Genomic DNA, 13,971 nt, shown 5'->3' on the forward strand with positions numbered 1-13,971 from the left:
GCCCCGTCTGGCGTGGATGGCATCAGAAGCCGAACGGGCTGCTCATGCCCGGAAAGCCGCCGAACGGGCTGCCCGAGCCGGGGAAGCCGCCGAACGGGCTGCCTGCGCCGGGGAAACCGCCGAACGGCGTGCCGGTGCCGGGGAAGCCGCCGAACGGGGTGCCCATGCCGGGAACTCCGCCGAACGGAGAGCCGTAGCCCGGAACGCCATTGAACGGCCCGCTCATGCCGGGCACGCCGCCAAACGGCGAGCCGTAGCCGGGAACACCGCCCCAGGGGCTGCCACCGTAGCCCGGAATGCCCCCCCAGGGGCTGCCGTAGCCGCCCGGAATGCCACCCCAGGGGCTGCCGTAACCGTTGCCGTAACCGTAACCGTAACCGTTGCCGTAACCGTTGCCGTAACCGTTGCCCCACCCGCCGAGATCGGCGCTGAAGCGCAGGTTGCCGATGCCCCTACCCCAGCCGTTGCCATAACCATTGCCGTTGCCGTAACCGTTGCCCCAGCCATTGCCGCCGGAGCCCGGATAGGCGCCCCAGGGGCCACCGCCCATCGGGCCGCCGCTCCAGGGACTGCCGTTCCACCATTGTGCTTCGGCGGCGCCGGACAGCGCCAGACCGGCCGCCAGCGCAACGATGCCGAGCGCTCGTCTCATGGCTTTCATCGCCATCTCCTTCCTGAAAGTGGATAGCGCCTCCGACCGGACCGGACGCCAGCCGGCCGGAGGCGGTTCAGATCACCAGCCCGGACCCCAGCCACGGCCGCCATTGTAGCCGTTGTAGCCGTTGTTGCCGTAGCCATTGCCACCGCCGTAGCCATTGCCGTAGCCATTGCCACCGCCGTTGCCCCAGCCATCGCCCGCCATGTCGGAATTGCCGCCAAAGCTGAAATTGCCGCTCATGTTGCCATGTCCGCGGCCATTGCCCCGGCCGTAGCCCTGACCGTAGCCCTGGCCCTGACCGTAGCCCTGGCCCTGGCCGTAGCCATTGTCGCCATAGCCGTAGCCGTTGCCGTAAGGGGCATAGCCGTAGCCATAGGGCGGCGGCGGCGGGCCGTAGCCATAAGGCGCGGGCGCATAACCGTATTGCGGATAGCCGCCCTGCGGTGCGGCGGGGGCCTGGGCCTCGGGCGCCGGTTGCTGCTGGGCGCCGGGCTGCTGCGGGGCGTTGGGCATGCCCTGCCCCATCATGCCGGGGCCACCCCAGCCGGGCGGCGGATAGCCATAGCCATAACCGGGGCCATAGCCGGGCGGCGGCATCATGGCGGGGCAGCCGCCGGGCTGCATCGGCGCGGGCTGTCCGGCGGCGGGGGCAGGAGCCGGGGCGGCCGGGGCCGCCGTGTCGGCCAGCACCTGGCCTGCCGAGAGGACGGACGCGACCGCGATCGCGGCGGCGCCCATCAGGTTCGGGGAAATTTTCATCGTCTTCCTTTCTGTCGCTGTCGTCAGGGGAATATGAGGGTGTCGGCGCCCGAGGGCGCCGACCTGCCGGTCACCACCAGCCCGGGCCCCAGCCACGGCCGCCGTTGTAGCCGTTGTAGCCATTGCTGCCGTTGTAGCCGTTGTAGCCATTGCCCCAGCCGTTGCCGCCACCGTCGCCGTTCATGTCGGAGTTCCCGCCGAAGCTGAAATTCCCGCTCATGTTGCCGCGGCCGTTGCCGTAGCCACGGCCATTGCCGTTGCCGTAACCATTGCCGTAACCGTTGCCGTTGCCGTAACCGTTGCCGTAACCGTTGCCGCCGTAGTAGGGCGCCGGGCCATAGCCGTAGGGCGGCGGCGGGTAGCCGTAGCCGTAGGGCGCGGGCGGCGGCGGGTAGCCATAGCCGTAGTTCGGCGGCGGCGGGGCCCAGCCCTGCGGCGCCTGGCCGGGGTTGCCCTGCTGTTGGCCGCCCTGCTGATCGCCCGGACCCGGCGCATAGCCTTGCGGGTAGCCCTGCTGCGGGTAACCCTGCTGCGGGTAACCCTGGGGTGCGGCGCCATAGGGCCCGCTCGGCGGCGGCGGCTGCATGGTCTGCTGCGCGACGGCCATTGTCGAAACGGCGCCGAACGCAACGGCAATCAGAACACTCGTCATCCTGGTCATTCTTGGTTCCTCCAGTTTGCTTAGCCGGGGCGGGTTTGCCCGGGCTACCAGTTGCGTGGCAGGGCGCCGGAACGCTCTCGCCACCAGTTCCATGTCGCGGCGTTGGACCAGCCCGAAAGCGGGGTGGACCACGGGACGTACATGTACGGCGTGCTCAATCCGGCGGCGTCGAACGGGTCGGTCGTCGCGTTGACCTGTCCGAAACTCCAGAGCCTGAGCTGGTCGTTGGGGGTGTCGCCACTGCCGTCCATGGGCAGGTAGGCGCGCGGATTGGCTTGAACGGGCGGGACGTAGGGCATCGCCTGCCCGGCAGGGTCGGGAAGCGCGCCCTCGGGCCCGCCATATAGCGGCGCGGGCGGGCGATAGCAGTCGGGCGGGCAGGAACTGCCCGGCGCCGTGGCATAGGGCCCGGCGGTATAGACCGGGCCACCCTGCGCGCCGCCCCCGGCCAGCTCGCCGAAGGTGGCGCCCTGTGCGGCGGTGGCCGCCGCGCAAACTGCTGCAAGACCGGCCGCGAAGCCTTTGAGCGTGAAGCGGGAAACCTGCATCGGGTGTGTCCTCCTCATGACGGTTTCGCCTCCGGTGGCCTGACGGCCTTGCGCCGGGCGGGCTTGGCCTTGGTCTTCGGTGCGGTGCCCGGCTCGGTCGCGGCAAAGGTCTCGTGCATGATGTCGGCCACCACCTGCGCCAGGCTTTCCGCCTCGGGTTCGGCGACGCTCGGCGCCGGGGCACTGGTGACCGCGTCGGCAGCGGCCGTTTCGGCCAGCGGCTTGCGCTCCAGCCGCGGCGGCCGCGCCGGGGCCACCACCACCGGGGCATCGGGGGCCTTGCGCTCCAGCCGCGCCGGGCGCGCCGGGGCGACCGCGTCGGGTTCGGCCGCCTTGTGCTCCAGCCGGACCGGGCGGCCCGCGGGCGCGTCGGGGCTGACCGGCGCCGGGGCCACCGGCGGCAGGCCACCCGAAGGGCCGTCCGGCGGGGTATCGTCGCCCGCGCGGTTGAAGTGGTTGCGCGCCGAGATGCAGCCAAGCGGGATCACCACCAGCGTCAGGAAGGTCGCGACCAGCGAGCCGAACAGCAGCGACACCGCCATGCCCTGAAAGATCGGGTCGCTGAGCAGCACCATCGAGCCGATGATCAGCGCCAGCGCGGTGATCAGGATCGGCCGCAGGCGCACCTGCGCCGCGAGCGTGATCGCCTCCTGCACCGGCAGCCCCTTGCCCACCTCGGCCCGCGCGAATTCGACCAGCAGGATCGAGTTGCGCACGATGATGCCGGCCAGCGCGATGAAGCCGATCATCGAGGTGGCGGTGAAGTCGGCGCCCAAGAGCCAGTGGCCGGGAATGATGCCGATCAGCGTCAGCGGGATCGGCGCCATCACCACGCCGGGCAGCGTGAAGTTGCGGAACTCGGCCACGACGAGGATGTAGATCAGCACCAGCGCCGCGATGAAGGCCAGCCCCATGTCGCGGAAGGTGACATAGGTCACCTGCCACTCGCCGTCCCACTTGAAGCCGCTGACGTCGGTCTGCGCCGGGCGGGCGATGTAGTTGCCGCTGATGTGCTGGCCATCCGGCGTGACGTAGTTCTTCAGCGCCGCGTCGACCGCCATCATGCCGTAAAGCGGCGCGCCAAGGGCCCCCACGACCTCGCCGGTGACGTATTCGATCGGGCGCAGATCCTTGTGGTAGATCGGCGGGTCCACCGGCACCTGCGCGAACTTGCCCAGTTCGCCCAGCGGCACCGTCGTGCCGGTCTGTGTCGGGATCGGCAGCACCAGCAGGTTGCCAAGGTTGACCCGCGTCGCCAGCGGCGTCTGCACCACGATCACCGCCTGTTCGAGGTTGTAGACGCTTTGCAGCGCGCCCGCCTCGAAGCCGCCCGCGGCGATGCGGATCTCGCGGTTGATCGCCTCGACCGAGACGCCGAACATCGCGGCGCGCTGACGGTCCACCTGGAATTCAAGCTGGCTGTGCGGCGCCTCCATGTAGGTGTTGACGTCGGCGATATTGGGCGTCTTTTGCAGGATCGACATGATCTTGGCCGCGACCTCGCGCCGGATCTCGGCGGTGGGGCCGTAAAGCTCGACTACCAGCGGCGCCAGCACCGGCGGCCCCGGCGGGGTTTCGGCGATGGTCAGCCGGGCGCCCGCCTCGGCCGCGATCGGCGCCAGCACGCGGCGGATTTCGGAGGCGATGTCATGGCTCGACCGGCTGCGGTCGGCCTTGTCCTTCAGCTCGACCGACAGGTCGCCCTGCCAGGCCAGGTTGCGCAGGAAGTAGTGCCGCACCAGCCCGTTGAAGTTGAACGGCGAGGCGGTGCCGACATAGGTCTGGTAGGCCGTCACCTCGGAAATCTGCTGCAACCGGGTGCCGATCCTTTCGGCAAGGTTGGCCGTCACGATCAGGTCGGTGCCCTCGGGCATGTCGATGACGACCTGAAGCTCGGACTTGTTGTCGAACGGCAGCATCTTGAAGGCCACCAGCTTCAGCGGGAACATCGCCACCGCGCCCAGCATGGCCAGGATGATCGCCAGCAGCGTCAGCTTGCCCAGCGGGCGCGAGTTCATGATCGGCACGATCAGCTTGCCATACCAGCGCGCGATCACCGCCGACTGGCGATGCTCGGACTCCGCCGCCCGGCGCAGCGCGCCCATCGAGGGCTTCACCCGCGCCGCGAGCCAGGGCACGAAGACGAAGGCCGCGATCAGCGAAAAGAGCATCGCCGCCGAGGACAGCACCGGAATGGGCAGCATGTAGGGGCCCATCATCTCGGACACAAAGCCCATCGGCAGCAGCGCCGCCACCACGGTGAAGGTGGCCAGGATGGTCGGGTTGCCGACCTCGTCGACCGCCTCCACCGTGACGCGGTCCGAGGTATCCTCGTCCGCCAGCCAGCGGCGATAGATGTTCTCGACCACGACGATGGCGTCATCCACCAGGATGCCGATGGCGAAAACCAGCGCGAACATCGACACCCGGTTGATGGTGAAGCCCAGCACATAGGCCACCGACAGCGACATCAGCAGAACCGCCGGAATGGTGATCAGCACGATCACCGCGGGCCGGATGCCCATCGTCACGAAGGCGAGCACCGTGACCAGCGCCGACACGATGAACAGCTTGAAGATCAGGTGCGAGACCTTGTCATGCGCCGTCGCCCCGTAGTCGCGCGACACCCTCACATCGACCGAGGCCGGGATCAGCGAGCCCTTCATCGCCGTGAGTTCGCTCAGCAGAGCGTCGGCGACGTCGACGCCGTTGGTGCCGTGCTTCTTGGCCACCGCCACCGTCACCGCGGGCTTGCTGGCAAACGTGCCATCGGCGCCGCGCTCGGCATTCTCGACGATGGTCTTTGTCTCCGAGGCGCCCTGGCTGACCGTCGCGACGTCGCGCAGGTAGACCGGGCGGTTCTGGTCGACCGCGATGACCAGGCCGCCGACCTCGGCCGCCGAGGTCAGGAAGGCGCCGGTGTAGACGTCGAAATGGGTGTTGGCGTCGACCACATCGCCCGCCGGGCCGCGCTGGTTGGCGGCGCCGATCGCCTGGGCGATCCGGCTCATGGTCAGGTGGTAGGCGGCCAGCATCGAGGGATCGACATCGACCCGCACCTGTTCAAGACTGCCGCCGGTGACAAAGCTCAGCCCAGTGTTGGGCAGCGACTTGAACCGCTGCTGCACGTCCAGCCCCAGCTTGCGCAACTGCACCGCGTCGAGCGTGTCGGACGACAGCGTCACCGTCACCACCGGCACGTCGTCGATGGTCTTGGGCTTCACCAGCGGCGGCAGCACCCCCTTGGGGATCACGTCCATGTTCGATTGCAGCTTGTCGTAAAGCTTGACCAGCGAGGGCTCCATCTGCTCGCCAACCTTGAAGCGCACGGTCACCATCGCGCCGCCCTCGTGCGACACCGAGTAGACGTGATCGACGCCCGACAGTTCGCTCATCAGCCGCTCCAGCGGCTCGGCGATCAGGTTGGCCACCTCGGGCGACGAGGCGCCGGGATAGGCCACCATGATGTCGACCATCGGCACCGAGATCTGCGGGTCTTCCTCGCGCGGGGTGACGAGCACGCCGAGGATGCCGATCAGGAAGAAGGCGGCCAGCAACAAGGGCGTCAGCGGCGACTGCACGAAGGCGCGCGCGGTGCGCCCGGCGATACCAAGGCCGTAGTGGCGCACGGGGCTGACTTGCGCGCCGGGGGGTGTGGGATGATCGCTCATGTCCGCGCCCCCTGCCCTAATGATCCGCGCCGCCGGGCGCCGAACCGGCCCGCAACGCCGGGCTCGGGTCGGTCACCACCATCTCGCCGGGCGCGACCCCCGCCAGGATCGCGGTATTGCTGCCCTGCGCATCGCCCAGCCGCAGCACCCGCATCTCGACGCCGCCCTGGGCATTGACGACGAAGGCCACCGGCAGGCTGCCGCGCCGCACGATCGCCGAGGTCGGGATCGCCGGGGTCAGTTGCGACGGGCTGCCGCCGCCGGGCTGCGCGATCCAGGCCAGCGCATACATGCCGGGCGCGGCGGCCGTGCCCTGCGGCAGCGCCAGCTTTACCGTGATCGTGTGCTGGTCGTTTGAGGCGCCGGGGAAGATCTGCGCGACCGGCGCCCAGACGTTGCTGTTGCCCAGCGTCACCGGCACCTGATCGCCGACCTTGAGGTTCGCCACCAGCGCCACCGGCACCTCGATGCGCACGTCAAGCTGATCGACGTCGGCCAGATCGGCCAGCGGCTGGCCGGGCTGCACCATGTCGCCAACGCGCACATAGCGTTTCATGATCGCCGCGCCCCAGGGCGCCATCGCCTGGTGGTCGCGGGCCTGCGCGTCAAGCTGGTCGATGTGCGCCTGCGCGCCCGCCAGCCCGGCAAGCTGGCGCTCATAGTCGTAGCGCGCCGCGCTGTTGGCGGCATTGTCGTGCTGCGCCTGCTGCTGGGTCATCATCGGCCCGCCGTTGACGGGCGAGGATGCGCCCTGCCCCATGCCGGGGAACATCGAGCCCATGAAGGTCTGCGCCATGTTGTAGATCGGCACGGTGGTGCGCTCGTAGGCGTCATAGCCCGGCCCGCCCATCGGCGAGGTGCGCTGGCCGTAAAGGTTCTGGTAAAGCTGGGCCTGCGCGTTCTGCTGGCCCGACATCTGGGCGCCAAGATCGGCCCAGGCGGCGCGGTACTGCGGCGCCAGCCCATCCTGATCGAGCGCCACGACGACCTGGCCGCCCTGCACCCGCTCGCCCTCGTCGCCCGCGACATAGACCACCCGGCCGGGCGCCTGCGCCGTCAGTTGCACCGCGCGCCGCGCCTCGACATAGCCGCCCAGCCGGATCCGCTCGGCCGCGGGCATCTGCGCCACCGGCACCAGATCGCCGCGCATCGCATTGGGCTGGGTCCGGGTCGCCTGTGCGTCGCCGGCGCTTGCGGGCGGCGCCGCCGGACGGCCGCCGAGCATCAGCACGACCAGACCGCCGATCAGCCCTGCGGCTGCGAAAGACATGACTCGATAGACCGCTGACATTGCGCAGCAACCCCTTGCAAAGTCGTGTAAAACCGATCAGACGCGCGGAACGCGGCCCATCGCCGTGAAGCTTTTGATGAAGGGGCCGGCCATCGCCGGGTTCTTGACCATCGCGCCGTAGTCACCCAGCTTGAACTTCAGCTTGCCGGTGGTGTAGGCGAGGCCGAGCGCCATCATGCCGATGCCGTTCGTGCACCACTTTTCCCAGTCGGCGGGTTTGGCGCGCAAGTCCCAGCTCAGCGCGGACCCGTCATAGGCGCCCGCGCCGGTGACATAGCCCTTTTCGACCTTGATGAAGCCGCGCGGCGCGGCCTCGCCCTCGAAGCCGTAGCCGATGGTCGAGGTGAAACCGATCTTGGCCAGCGCGTCGCCAAGCTCGGAGTCGTCGTTCCAGGCGTTGCCGAAATCGACCATCCAGTCGTCAGAAAACAAGGCAGGCATCGTCGCACTCCTCCCAAGCGGGGCCCCCTCCTCAAGGATTCCCGCTTTCTCGTTCCGCCCGCGGTTCAGGTCGCGGATCAGTTTTCTGCGGCTGCTCGACACCTTCGCATCTATATATCTTCATATATGAATATTAGTCGCCGTTCAAGCCTTTGTATTGTTCCTGTGTTGGTGACGGCGCAGGGAAAGCGGCAAAGCTAAATCCTGTGTTTGGTTAACGCCGCAGTACCAGATGCAGATAGATCGCAACAAATAGGCCCTTGACGCTGGGTAGATGCCCCAGGCGCCCTGTGCGAATCATACCAAAAACTGGATGTAAAGAACCCGTAATCGCCCGCGGAGCGTGTGGAAACAGCGTTTCCTTGCAGGCGACAACCGCAGGGCGTTAGCCACCCCGGCCGATCAGCGCGACCCGGGTCAGAGCCCGTAGCGCGCCGCCGTCAGCCCGTCGAACGAAATCTCCGGCACCTTGCCCAGCACCAGATCGGCCACCGCCCGGCCCGAGCCGCAGGCCATCGTCCAGCCCAGCGTGCCGTGCCCGGTGTTGAGGTAAAGGTTCGGAAAGCGTGTCGGCCCCAGCACCGGCGTGCCGTCGGGTGTCATCGGGCGCAGGCCGGTCCAGCCCTCGGCGCGGTCAAGGTCGCCGCCGTTGGGGAACAGGTCGCCGATCACATGGCGCACGGTGTCGGTGGCGTGCGGCCCCAGCCTGCCGGAATAGCCCGCGATCTCGGCCTGCCCCGCCACCCGGATGCGGTCGCCCAGCCGGGTGATGGCCACCTTATGCGTTTCATCCATGATCGTCGATTGCGGCGCCTGCGCATCGTCCGTCACCGGCAGCGTGACCGAGTAGCCCTTGACCGGGTAGACCGGCAGCCGGAGCCCGATCGGCTTCAGCAGGATCGGCGCATAGCTTCCCAGCGCGCAGACATAGGCATCGCCCGTCACCCGCCCCATCTGGTCGGTATCGACGCCGACCACGCGGGCGTTTTCCACCGCGATCTGCTCGATGGTCTGGGCATAGTGGAACTTCACCCCCAGTTCGGCGGCCTTGTCGGCCAGCGCCATCGTGAACATCCGGCAGTCGCCGGTGCGATCGGCCGTCAGCCGCAACCCGCCGACGAACTTGTCGCGCACCCCCGCCAGCGCCGGTTCCACCGCCACGCAGCCATCGGGGTCGAGCACCTCGAACGGCGAGTCGAATTCGGCGAGGATCGCCTGATCGGCCGTCGAGCCCTTCAACTGTTTCTCGGTGCGGAAGAGTTGCAGCGTGCCCTGCGCGCGGCCGTCGTACTGGATGCCGGTTTCCGCGATCAGGTCGGGCAGCACATCGCGGCTGTAGTTCGAGATCCGCACCATCCGCGACTTGTTCAGCGCGTAGCTTTTCTCGTTGCAATTCATCAGCATCTGCGCGCCCCAGACCCACATCGTCGGGCTGATCAGCGGCCAGATGAACAGCGGCCTGCGCTTCATGAACAGCCACTTGACCGCCTTCACCGGGATGCCCGGCGCGGCCCAGGGCGAGGTCATGCCGTAGGACAACTCGCCCGCGTTGGCATAGCTCGTCTCCAGCCCCGGCCCGGCCTGGCGGTCCAGCACGATGACCTCGGCGCCCTGCCGAGCCAGATACCACGCCGTGGTGACCCCGATCACCCCTGCCCCCATCACCACGATCTTCATGCCGTCCGCCCCGTTCCAACTGCACTCTCACGCCAGTGTTACATCTGCCACCGCGACCGGGCCACTCTTTTGCGGCACCGCGGCGTAAGTCTGCGGCGGGATCGCCGGGTTGGGTCGCCGCTTTTTCATTGATTGCACCGGGCCGGTCACACTACCGTGAAGGCAGCCTCAAACTCAGGCGATCCGCCATGAAGCCGGTCGCGCACAAACCCAGGGAGACCAATCATGATCCGTAAATTGATCCTCGGCAGCACCAGCCTTGCCTTTGTGCTCAGCGGCCAGCCCGGCCTGGCCGACATGATCACCAAGGTCGGCCCCGGCGAGGGCGCACTGAACATCGTGGCCTGGCCCGGCTATGTCGAGCGTGGCGAGTCCGACAAGGCCTACGACTGGGTGACCAAGTTCGAGGCGACGACCGGCTGCAAGGTCAGCGTGAAGACCGCCAACACCTCGGACGAAATGGTCTCGCTGATGAACGAGGGCGGCTTTGACCTCGTCACCGCCTCGGGCGACGCCTCGCTGCGGCTGGTGGCGGGGCACCGCGTGCAGCCGATCAACACCGACCTGATCCCGTCGTGGTCCAAGGTCGATGCGCGGCTGAAGGATGCGCCCTGGTTCACGGTCGATGGCGTGCACTACGGCGTGCCCTACCAGTGGGGGCCGAACGTGCTGATGTACAACACCGACGTGTTCAAGACCGCGCCGACCTCGTGGAACGTGGTGTTCGAAAAGATGGACCTTCCCGACGGCAAGACCAACGAGGGCCGCGTGCAGGCCTATGACGGCCCGATCCACATCGCCGATGCAGCCCTTTACCTGATGGCGCACAAGCCCGAGCTGGGGATCAAGTCGCCCTACGAGTTGAACGAGGATCAGTACAAGGCCGCGCTCGACCTCTTGCGCGGGCAGCGCAAGCTGGTCGGCCGCTATTGGCACGACGCGATGATTCAGGTCGACGATTTCAAGAATGAGGGCGTGGTAGCCTCGGATAGCTGGCCGTTCCAGGTCAACCTGTTGCAGGCCGACAAGGCGCACATCGCCTCGACCATCCCGTCGGAAGGCGCGACCGGCTGGGCCGACACCACGATGATGGAGGCCGACGCCGCGCATCCGAACTGTTCGTACCTGTGGATGGAGCATACGCTGAACTCGAACCTGCAATCCGACCTGTCGGTCTGGTTCGGCTCCAACCCGGTAGTGCCCGCCGCCTGCACCGACAAGTCGGGGATGCAGACCGCCGAGGGCTGCACGGCGAACGGCATGGATGATTTCGACAAGATCCGGTTCTGGACCACGCCGGTCACGAAATGCGCGCAGGGCACCTGCGTGCCCTATTACCGCTGGGTGTCGGACTACATCGCCGTGATCGGCGGGCGCTGATCCGGCGCCCCGATCGCCGCTGTGCCACCTCTCACCCCGGCGCAAGCCGGGGTCTCCCCGTCGCCCCCTCGCCCCGGCCCTGCGCCGGGGCCGACCGGATCATCCATGCCAACCGCCGTAGAATTTCACAACGTTTCCCGCCACTTCGGTGCCGTTCTTGCGGTGAACGGCGTCGATCTGGCGATTGCCGAGGGCAGTTTCTTCGCGATGCTCGGCCCCTCCGGCTCGGGCAAGACCACCTGTCTGCGGCTGATCTCGGGCTTCGAGAAACCGACCGGCGGCCGCGTCAGCATCTTCGGCCAGGACATGACCGCGATTCCGCCCAACCGGCGCAACGTGAACACGGTGTTTCAGGACTACGCGCTGTTTCCGCACATGAGCGTGGCCGACAATGTGGCCTATGGGCTGATGGTGAAGGGCGTCGACCGCCGCACCCGCGCCGCGAAGACCGAAGAAATGCTGGCGCTGGTGCGGCTGGAAGGTTACGGCGCCCGCCGCCCCGCGCAACTGTCCGGCGGCCAGCGGCAGCGGGTCGCCCTCGCCCGCGCGCTGGTGAACGAACCGAGCGTGCTGCTGCTCGATGAACCCTTGGGCGCGCTCGACCTGAAGCTGCGCGAACAGATGCAGGACGAGTTGAAGGCGCTGCAACGCCGCCTTGGCATCACCTTTGTCTTTGTCACCCATGACCAGGGCGAGGCGCTGTCGATGGCCGATACCGTCGCGGTCTTCGCCAATGGCCGCGTGGCGCAGGTCGGCCCCCCGCAGGAGATATACGAACGCCCGCGCAGCCGGTTCGTGGCGGATTTCGTCGGCTCGTCGAACGTGCTGCCGCCCGCGCTGACCCAGCGCCTGGGCGGCGCCGCACACTGGGCCAGCCTGCGCCCCGAGGCGCTGCGGCTGGTCGCCCCCGGCACCGGCCGGATCGACGCGCGGGCGGGCGAGGCGCGCTATCTGGGCGCGGGTAACCGGCTGGTGCTGGACCTCGGCGGGCAATCGCTCTCGGTGATCGCGCCCGCCGGGATGACGCTGCCGGAACCGGGGGCGAACGTCGGGCTCGACTGGGACGCCAGCGCCCTGCACCTGATGGAGGGCGAGGCGTGAACGGTGCCCCAGTCAGCTTTCCCGACCGCGGCCCCGGCGACCGGCTGAGCGGCCTCTTCTGGCGCCGCCCCGGCCTGCTGCTGGCGCTGCTGCTGGCGCCGCCGCTCTTGTGGCTCGGGGTGATCTACCTTGGCGCGCTCGCGGCACTCCTGCTGCAAAGCTTCTATTCCATCGACGAATTCTCGGGCCTCATGGTGCCGGTTTTCACGCTGAAGACCTACGCCGAACTGATGATCCCCGCGAACGCCGACATCATCCTGCGCACCCTCGCGATGGCCGCCGCCGTCACCGCTGGCGCGGTGGTGACCGCCTTCCCGATCGCCTATTTCGCCGCCCGCTACGCCCGCGGCCGCTGGAAAGCCGCGTTCTACCTGGGCGTCATGCTGCCGCTGTGGTCGAGCTACCTCGTGAAGGTCTACGCCTGGAAGCTGATCCTGGCGAAAGAGGGCATCGTCGGCTGGGCCTTCACCGCGGCGGGCGCGGGGTCGGTGCTCGATGCCGTTCTGGCGATCCCGGTGATCGGTGGCACCTCGCTTTCCACCAGCTACATCGGCACCTTCCTCGTGTTCCTCTATGTCTGGCTGCCCTACATGATCCTGCCGATGCAGGCGTCGCTGGAACGGGTGCCGCCCTCGATGCTGGAAGCCTCGGCCGATCTGGGCGCCAGCGGCTCGCAGACGCTGCGCCGGGTCACGCTGCCGCTTGCGCTGCCGGGGATCGTGGCGGGGTCGATCTTCACCTTCTCGCTGACGCTGGGGGACTACATCATCCCCTCGATCATCGGCTCGTCGCGCAACTTCATCGGGCAGGCGGTTTATCAGTTGCAGGGCACCGCGGGCAACGTGCCGCTGGCCGCCGCCTTTGCCGTGGTGCCGATCGTCATCATGCTGATCTACCTGACCATCGCGCGCCGCCTGGGGGCGTTCGATGCCCTCTGACACCCGCGCCCCGCTTGGCCTGCGCCTTGCGGCGCTTGGCGGAATGCTGTTCCTGCACCTGCCGATCCTGCTGATCTTCCTTTACGCCTTCACCACCGAGGATCGCAGCTACCAGTTTCCACCCCCCGGCCTGACCGCGAAGTGGTTCGCCGTCGCCTGGAACCGCGCCGACATCTGGCCGCCGCTCTGGCTTTCGCTGCGCGTCGCGGCACTGTCGACCAGCCTCGCGCTGATCCTCGGCACGCTCTGCGCCGCCGCCCTGTCGCGGGCGCGGTTCTTCGGTCGCGACCAGTTCTCGCTGCTGGTGATCCTGCCGATCGCGTTGCCCGGCATCATCACCGGCATGTCGCTGCGCTCGGCGTTCTCGATCATGGACATTCCCTATTCCACGCTGACCATCGTGCTGGGCCACGCCACCTTCTGCATCGTCATCGTCTACAACAACGCCGTCGCCCGCTTCCGCCGCCTGTCCGGCCCGATCGCCGAGGCCTCGGCCGACCTTGGCGCCAACGCCTTCCAGACGCTGCGCCATGTGCTGCTGCCGAACCTTGCCACCGCGCTGCTGGCGGGCGGCATGCTGGCCTTCGCGCTGTCGTTCGACGAGGTGATCGTGACCACCTTCACCGCCGGGCAGCAGGCCACCTTGCCGATCTGGATGCTCAGCGAACTGGTGCGCCCGCGGCAGCGGCCGGTGACCAACGTGGTGGCGATGGTGGTGTTCGCCGCGACCTTCCTGCCGATCCTTGCCGCCTATTACCTGACACGCGGCGGGGATGAACATGGCGGCGGACGCACATGACGCGGCCCTGCGACCCTGCTAGAACCGGGGCAACCAAGGGAGGCGCG

12 protein-coding genes are annotated in these 13,971 nt (G+C 68.1%); 4 read left to right on the forward strand and 8 right to left on the reverse strand.

The window, feature by feature from the left end; all coding sequences use genetic code 11:
- Positions 1–22: 22 nt before the first annotated feature.
- The 8 genes from AC11WY_RS02740 to AC11WY_RS02775 all read right to left on the reverse strand — a co-directional run bounded on the left by AC11WY_RS02740 (position 23) and on the right by AC11WY_RS02775 (position 9,706).
- The gene (locus tag AC11WY_RS02740) at positions 23–661 is read right to left on the reverse strand and encodes a hypothetical protein (RefSeq protein ID WP_482922294.1); all 639 of its coding nucleotides are present in this window, start codon (positions 659–661) and stop codon (positions 23–25) included.
- Positions 662–733: 72 nt separating this feature from the next.
- Positions 734–1,417 carry a hypothetical protein gene (locus AC11WY_RS02745; RefSeq protein ID WP_482922296.1) on the reverse strand — a complete coding sequence of 228 codons (684 nt, stop codon included), beginning with the start codon at positions 1,415–1,417 and terminating at the stop codon, positions 734–736.
- 70 nt (positions 1,418–1,487) lie between these two features.
- Complete coding sequence (locus AC11WY_RS02750; RefSeq protein ID WP_482922298.1) at positions 1,488–2,078, reverse strand: hypothetical protein; 591 nt, start codon at positions 2,076–2,078, stop codon at positions 1,488–1,490.
- A 44-nt stretch (positions 2,079–2,122) separates the two neighbouring features.
- On the reverse strand, positions 2,123–2,626 hold the full coding sequence (locus AC11WY_RS02755) for a hypothetical protein (protein WP_482922300.1): 504 nt from the start codon (positions 2,624–2,626) through the stop codon (positions 2,123–2,125).
- Between the two features lie 14 nt (positions 2,627–2,640).
- Positions 2,641–6,297 carry an efflux RND transporter permease subunit gene (locus AC11WY_RS02760; protein WP_482922302.1) on the reverse strand — a complete coding sequence of 1,219 codons (3,657 nt, stop codon included), beginning with the start codon at positions 6,295–6,297 and terminating at the stop codon, positions 2,641–2,643.
- Positions 6,298–6,313: 16 nt separating this feature from the next.
- Positions 6,314–7,567: an efflux RND transporter periplasmic adaptor subunit gene (locus tag AC11WY_RS02765; protein ID WP_482922304.1), complete on the reverse strand. Its 1,254-nt coding sequence runs from the start codon at positions 7,565–7,567 to the stop codon at positions 6,314–6,316.
- A gap of 57 nt (positions 7,568–7,624) precedes the next feature.
- On the reverse strand, positions 7,625–8,029 hold the full coding sequence (locus tag AC11WY_RS02770; protein ID WP_482922306.1) for an SCP-2 sterol transfer family protein: 405 nt from the start codon (positions 8,027–8,029) through the stop codon (positions 7,625–7,627).
- Positions 8,030–8,446: 417 nt separating this feature from the next.
- Complete coding sequence (locus AC11WY_RS02775) at positions 8,447–9,706, reverse strand: D-amino acid dehydrogenase (protein WP_482922308.1); 1,260 nt, start codon at positions 9,704–9,706, stop codon at positions 8,447–8,449.
- A 225-nt stretch (positions 9,707–9,931) separates the two neighbouring features.
- Here AC11WY_RS02775 and AC11WY_RS02780 point away from each other — a divergent pair, with 225 nt between their 5' ends.
- From AC11WY_RS02780 to AC11WY_RS02795, 4 genes are all read left to right on the forward strand, one after another.
- Positions 9,932–11,086 (forward strand): ABC transporter substrate-binding protein, encoded by a 1,155-nt coding sequence (locus AC11WY_RS02780; protein WP_482922310.1) that lies wholly within the window; start codon positions 9,932–9,934, stop codon positions 11,084–11,086.
- 105 nt (positions 11,087–11,191) lie between these two features.
- Positions 11,192–12,187 (forward strand): ABC transporter ATP-binding protein, encoded by a 996-nt coding sequence (locus tag AC11WY_RS02785; protein ID WP_482922312.1) that lies wholly within the window; start codon positions 11,192–11,194, stop codon positions 12,185–12,187.
- Complete coding sequence (locus AC11WY_RS02790) at positions 12,184–13,125, forward strand: ABC transporter permease (RefSeq protein WP_482922314.1); 942 nt, start codon at positions 12,184–12,186, stop codon at positions 13,123–13,125. Before AC11WY_RS02785 ends, AC11WY_RS02790 begins: the two co-directional genes overlap by 4 nt.
- Positions 13,115–13,924: an ABC transporter permease gene (locus tag AC11WY_RS02795; protein WP_482922316.1), complete on the forward strand. Its 810-nt coding sequence runs from the start codon at positions 13,115–13,117 to the stop codon at positions 13,922–13,924. Before AC11WY_RS02790 ends, AC11WY_RS02795 begins: the two co-directional genes overlap by 11 nt.
- The last annotated feature ends 47 nt before the right edge of the window (positions 13,925–13,971 follow it).

The organism is Solirhodobacter sp. (assembly GCF_964715405.1).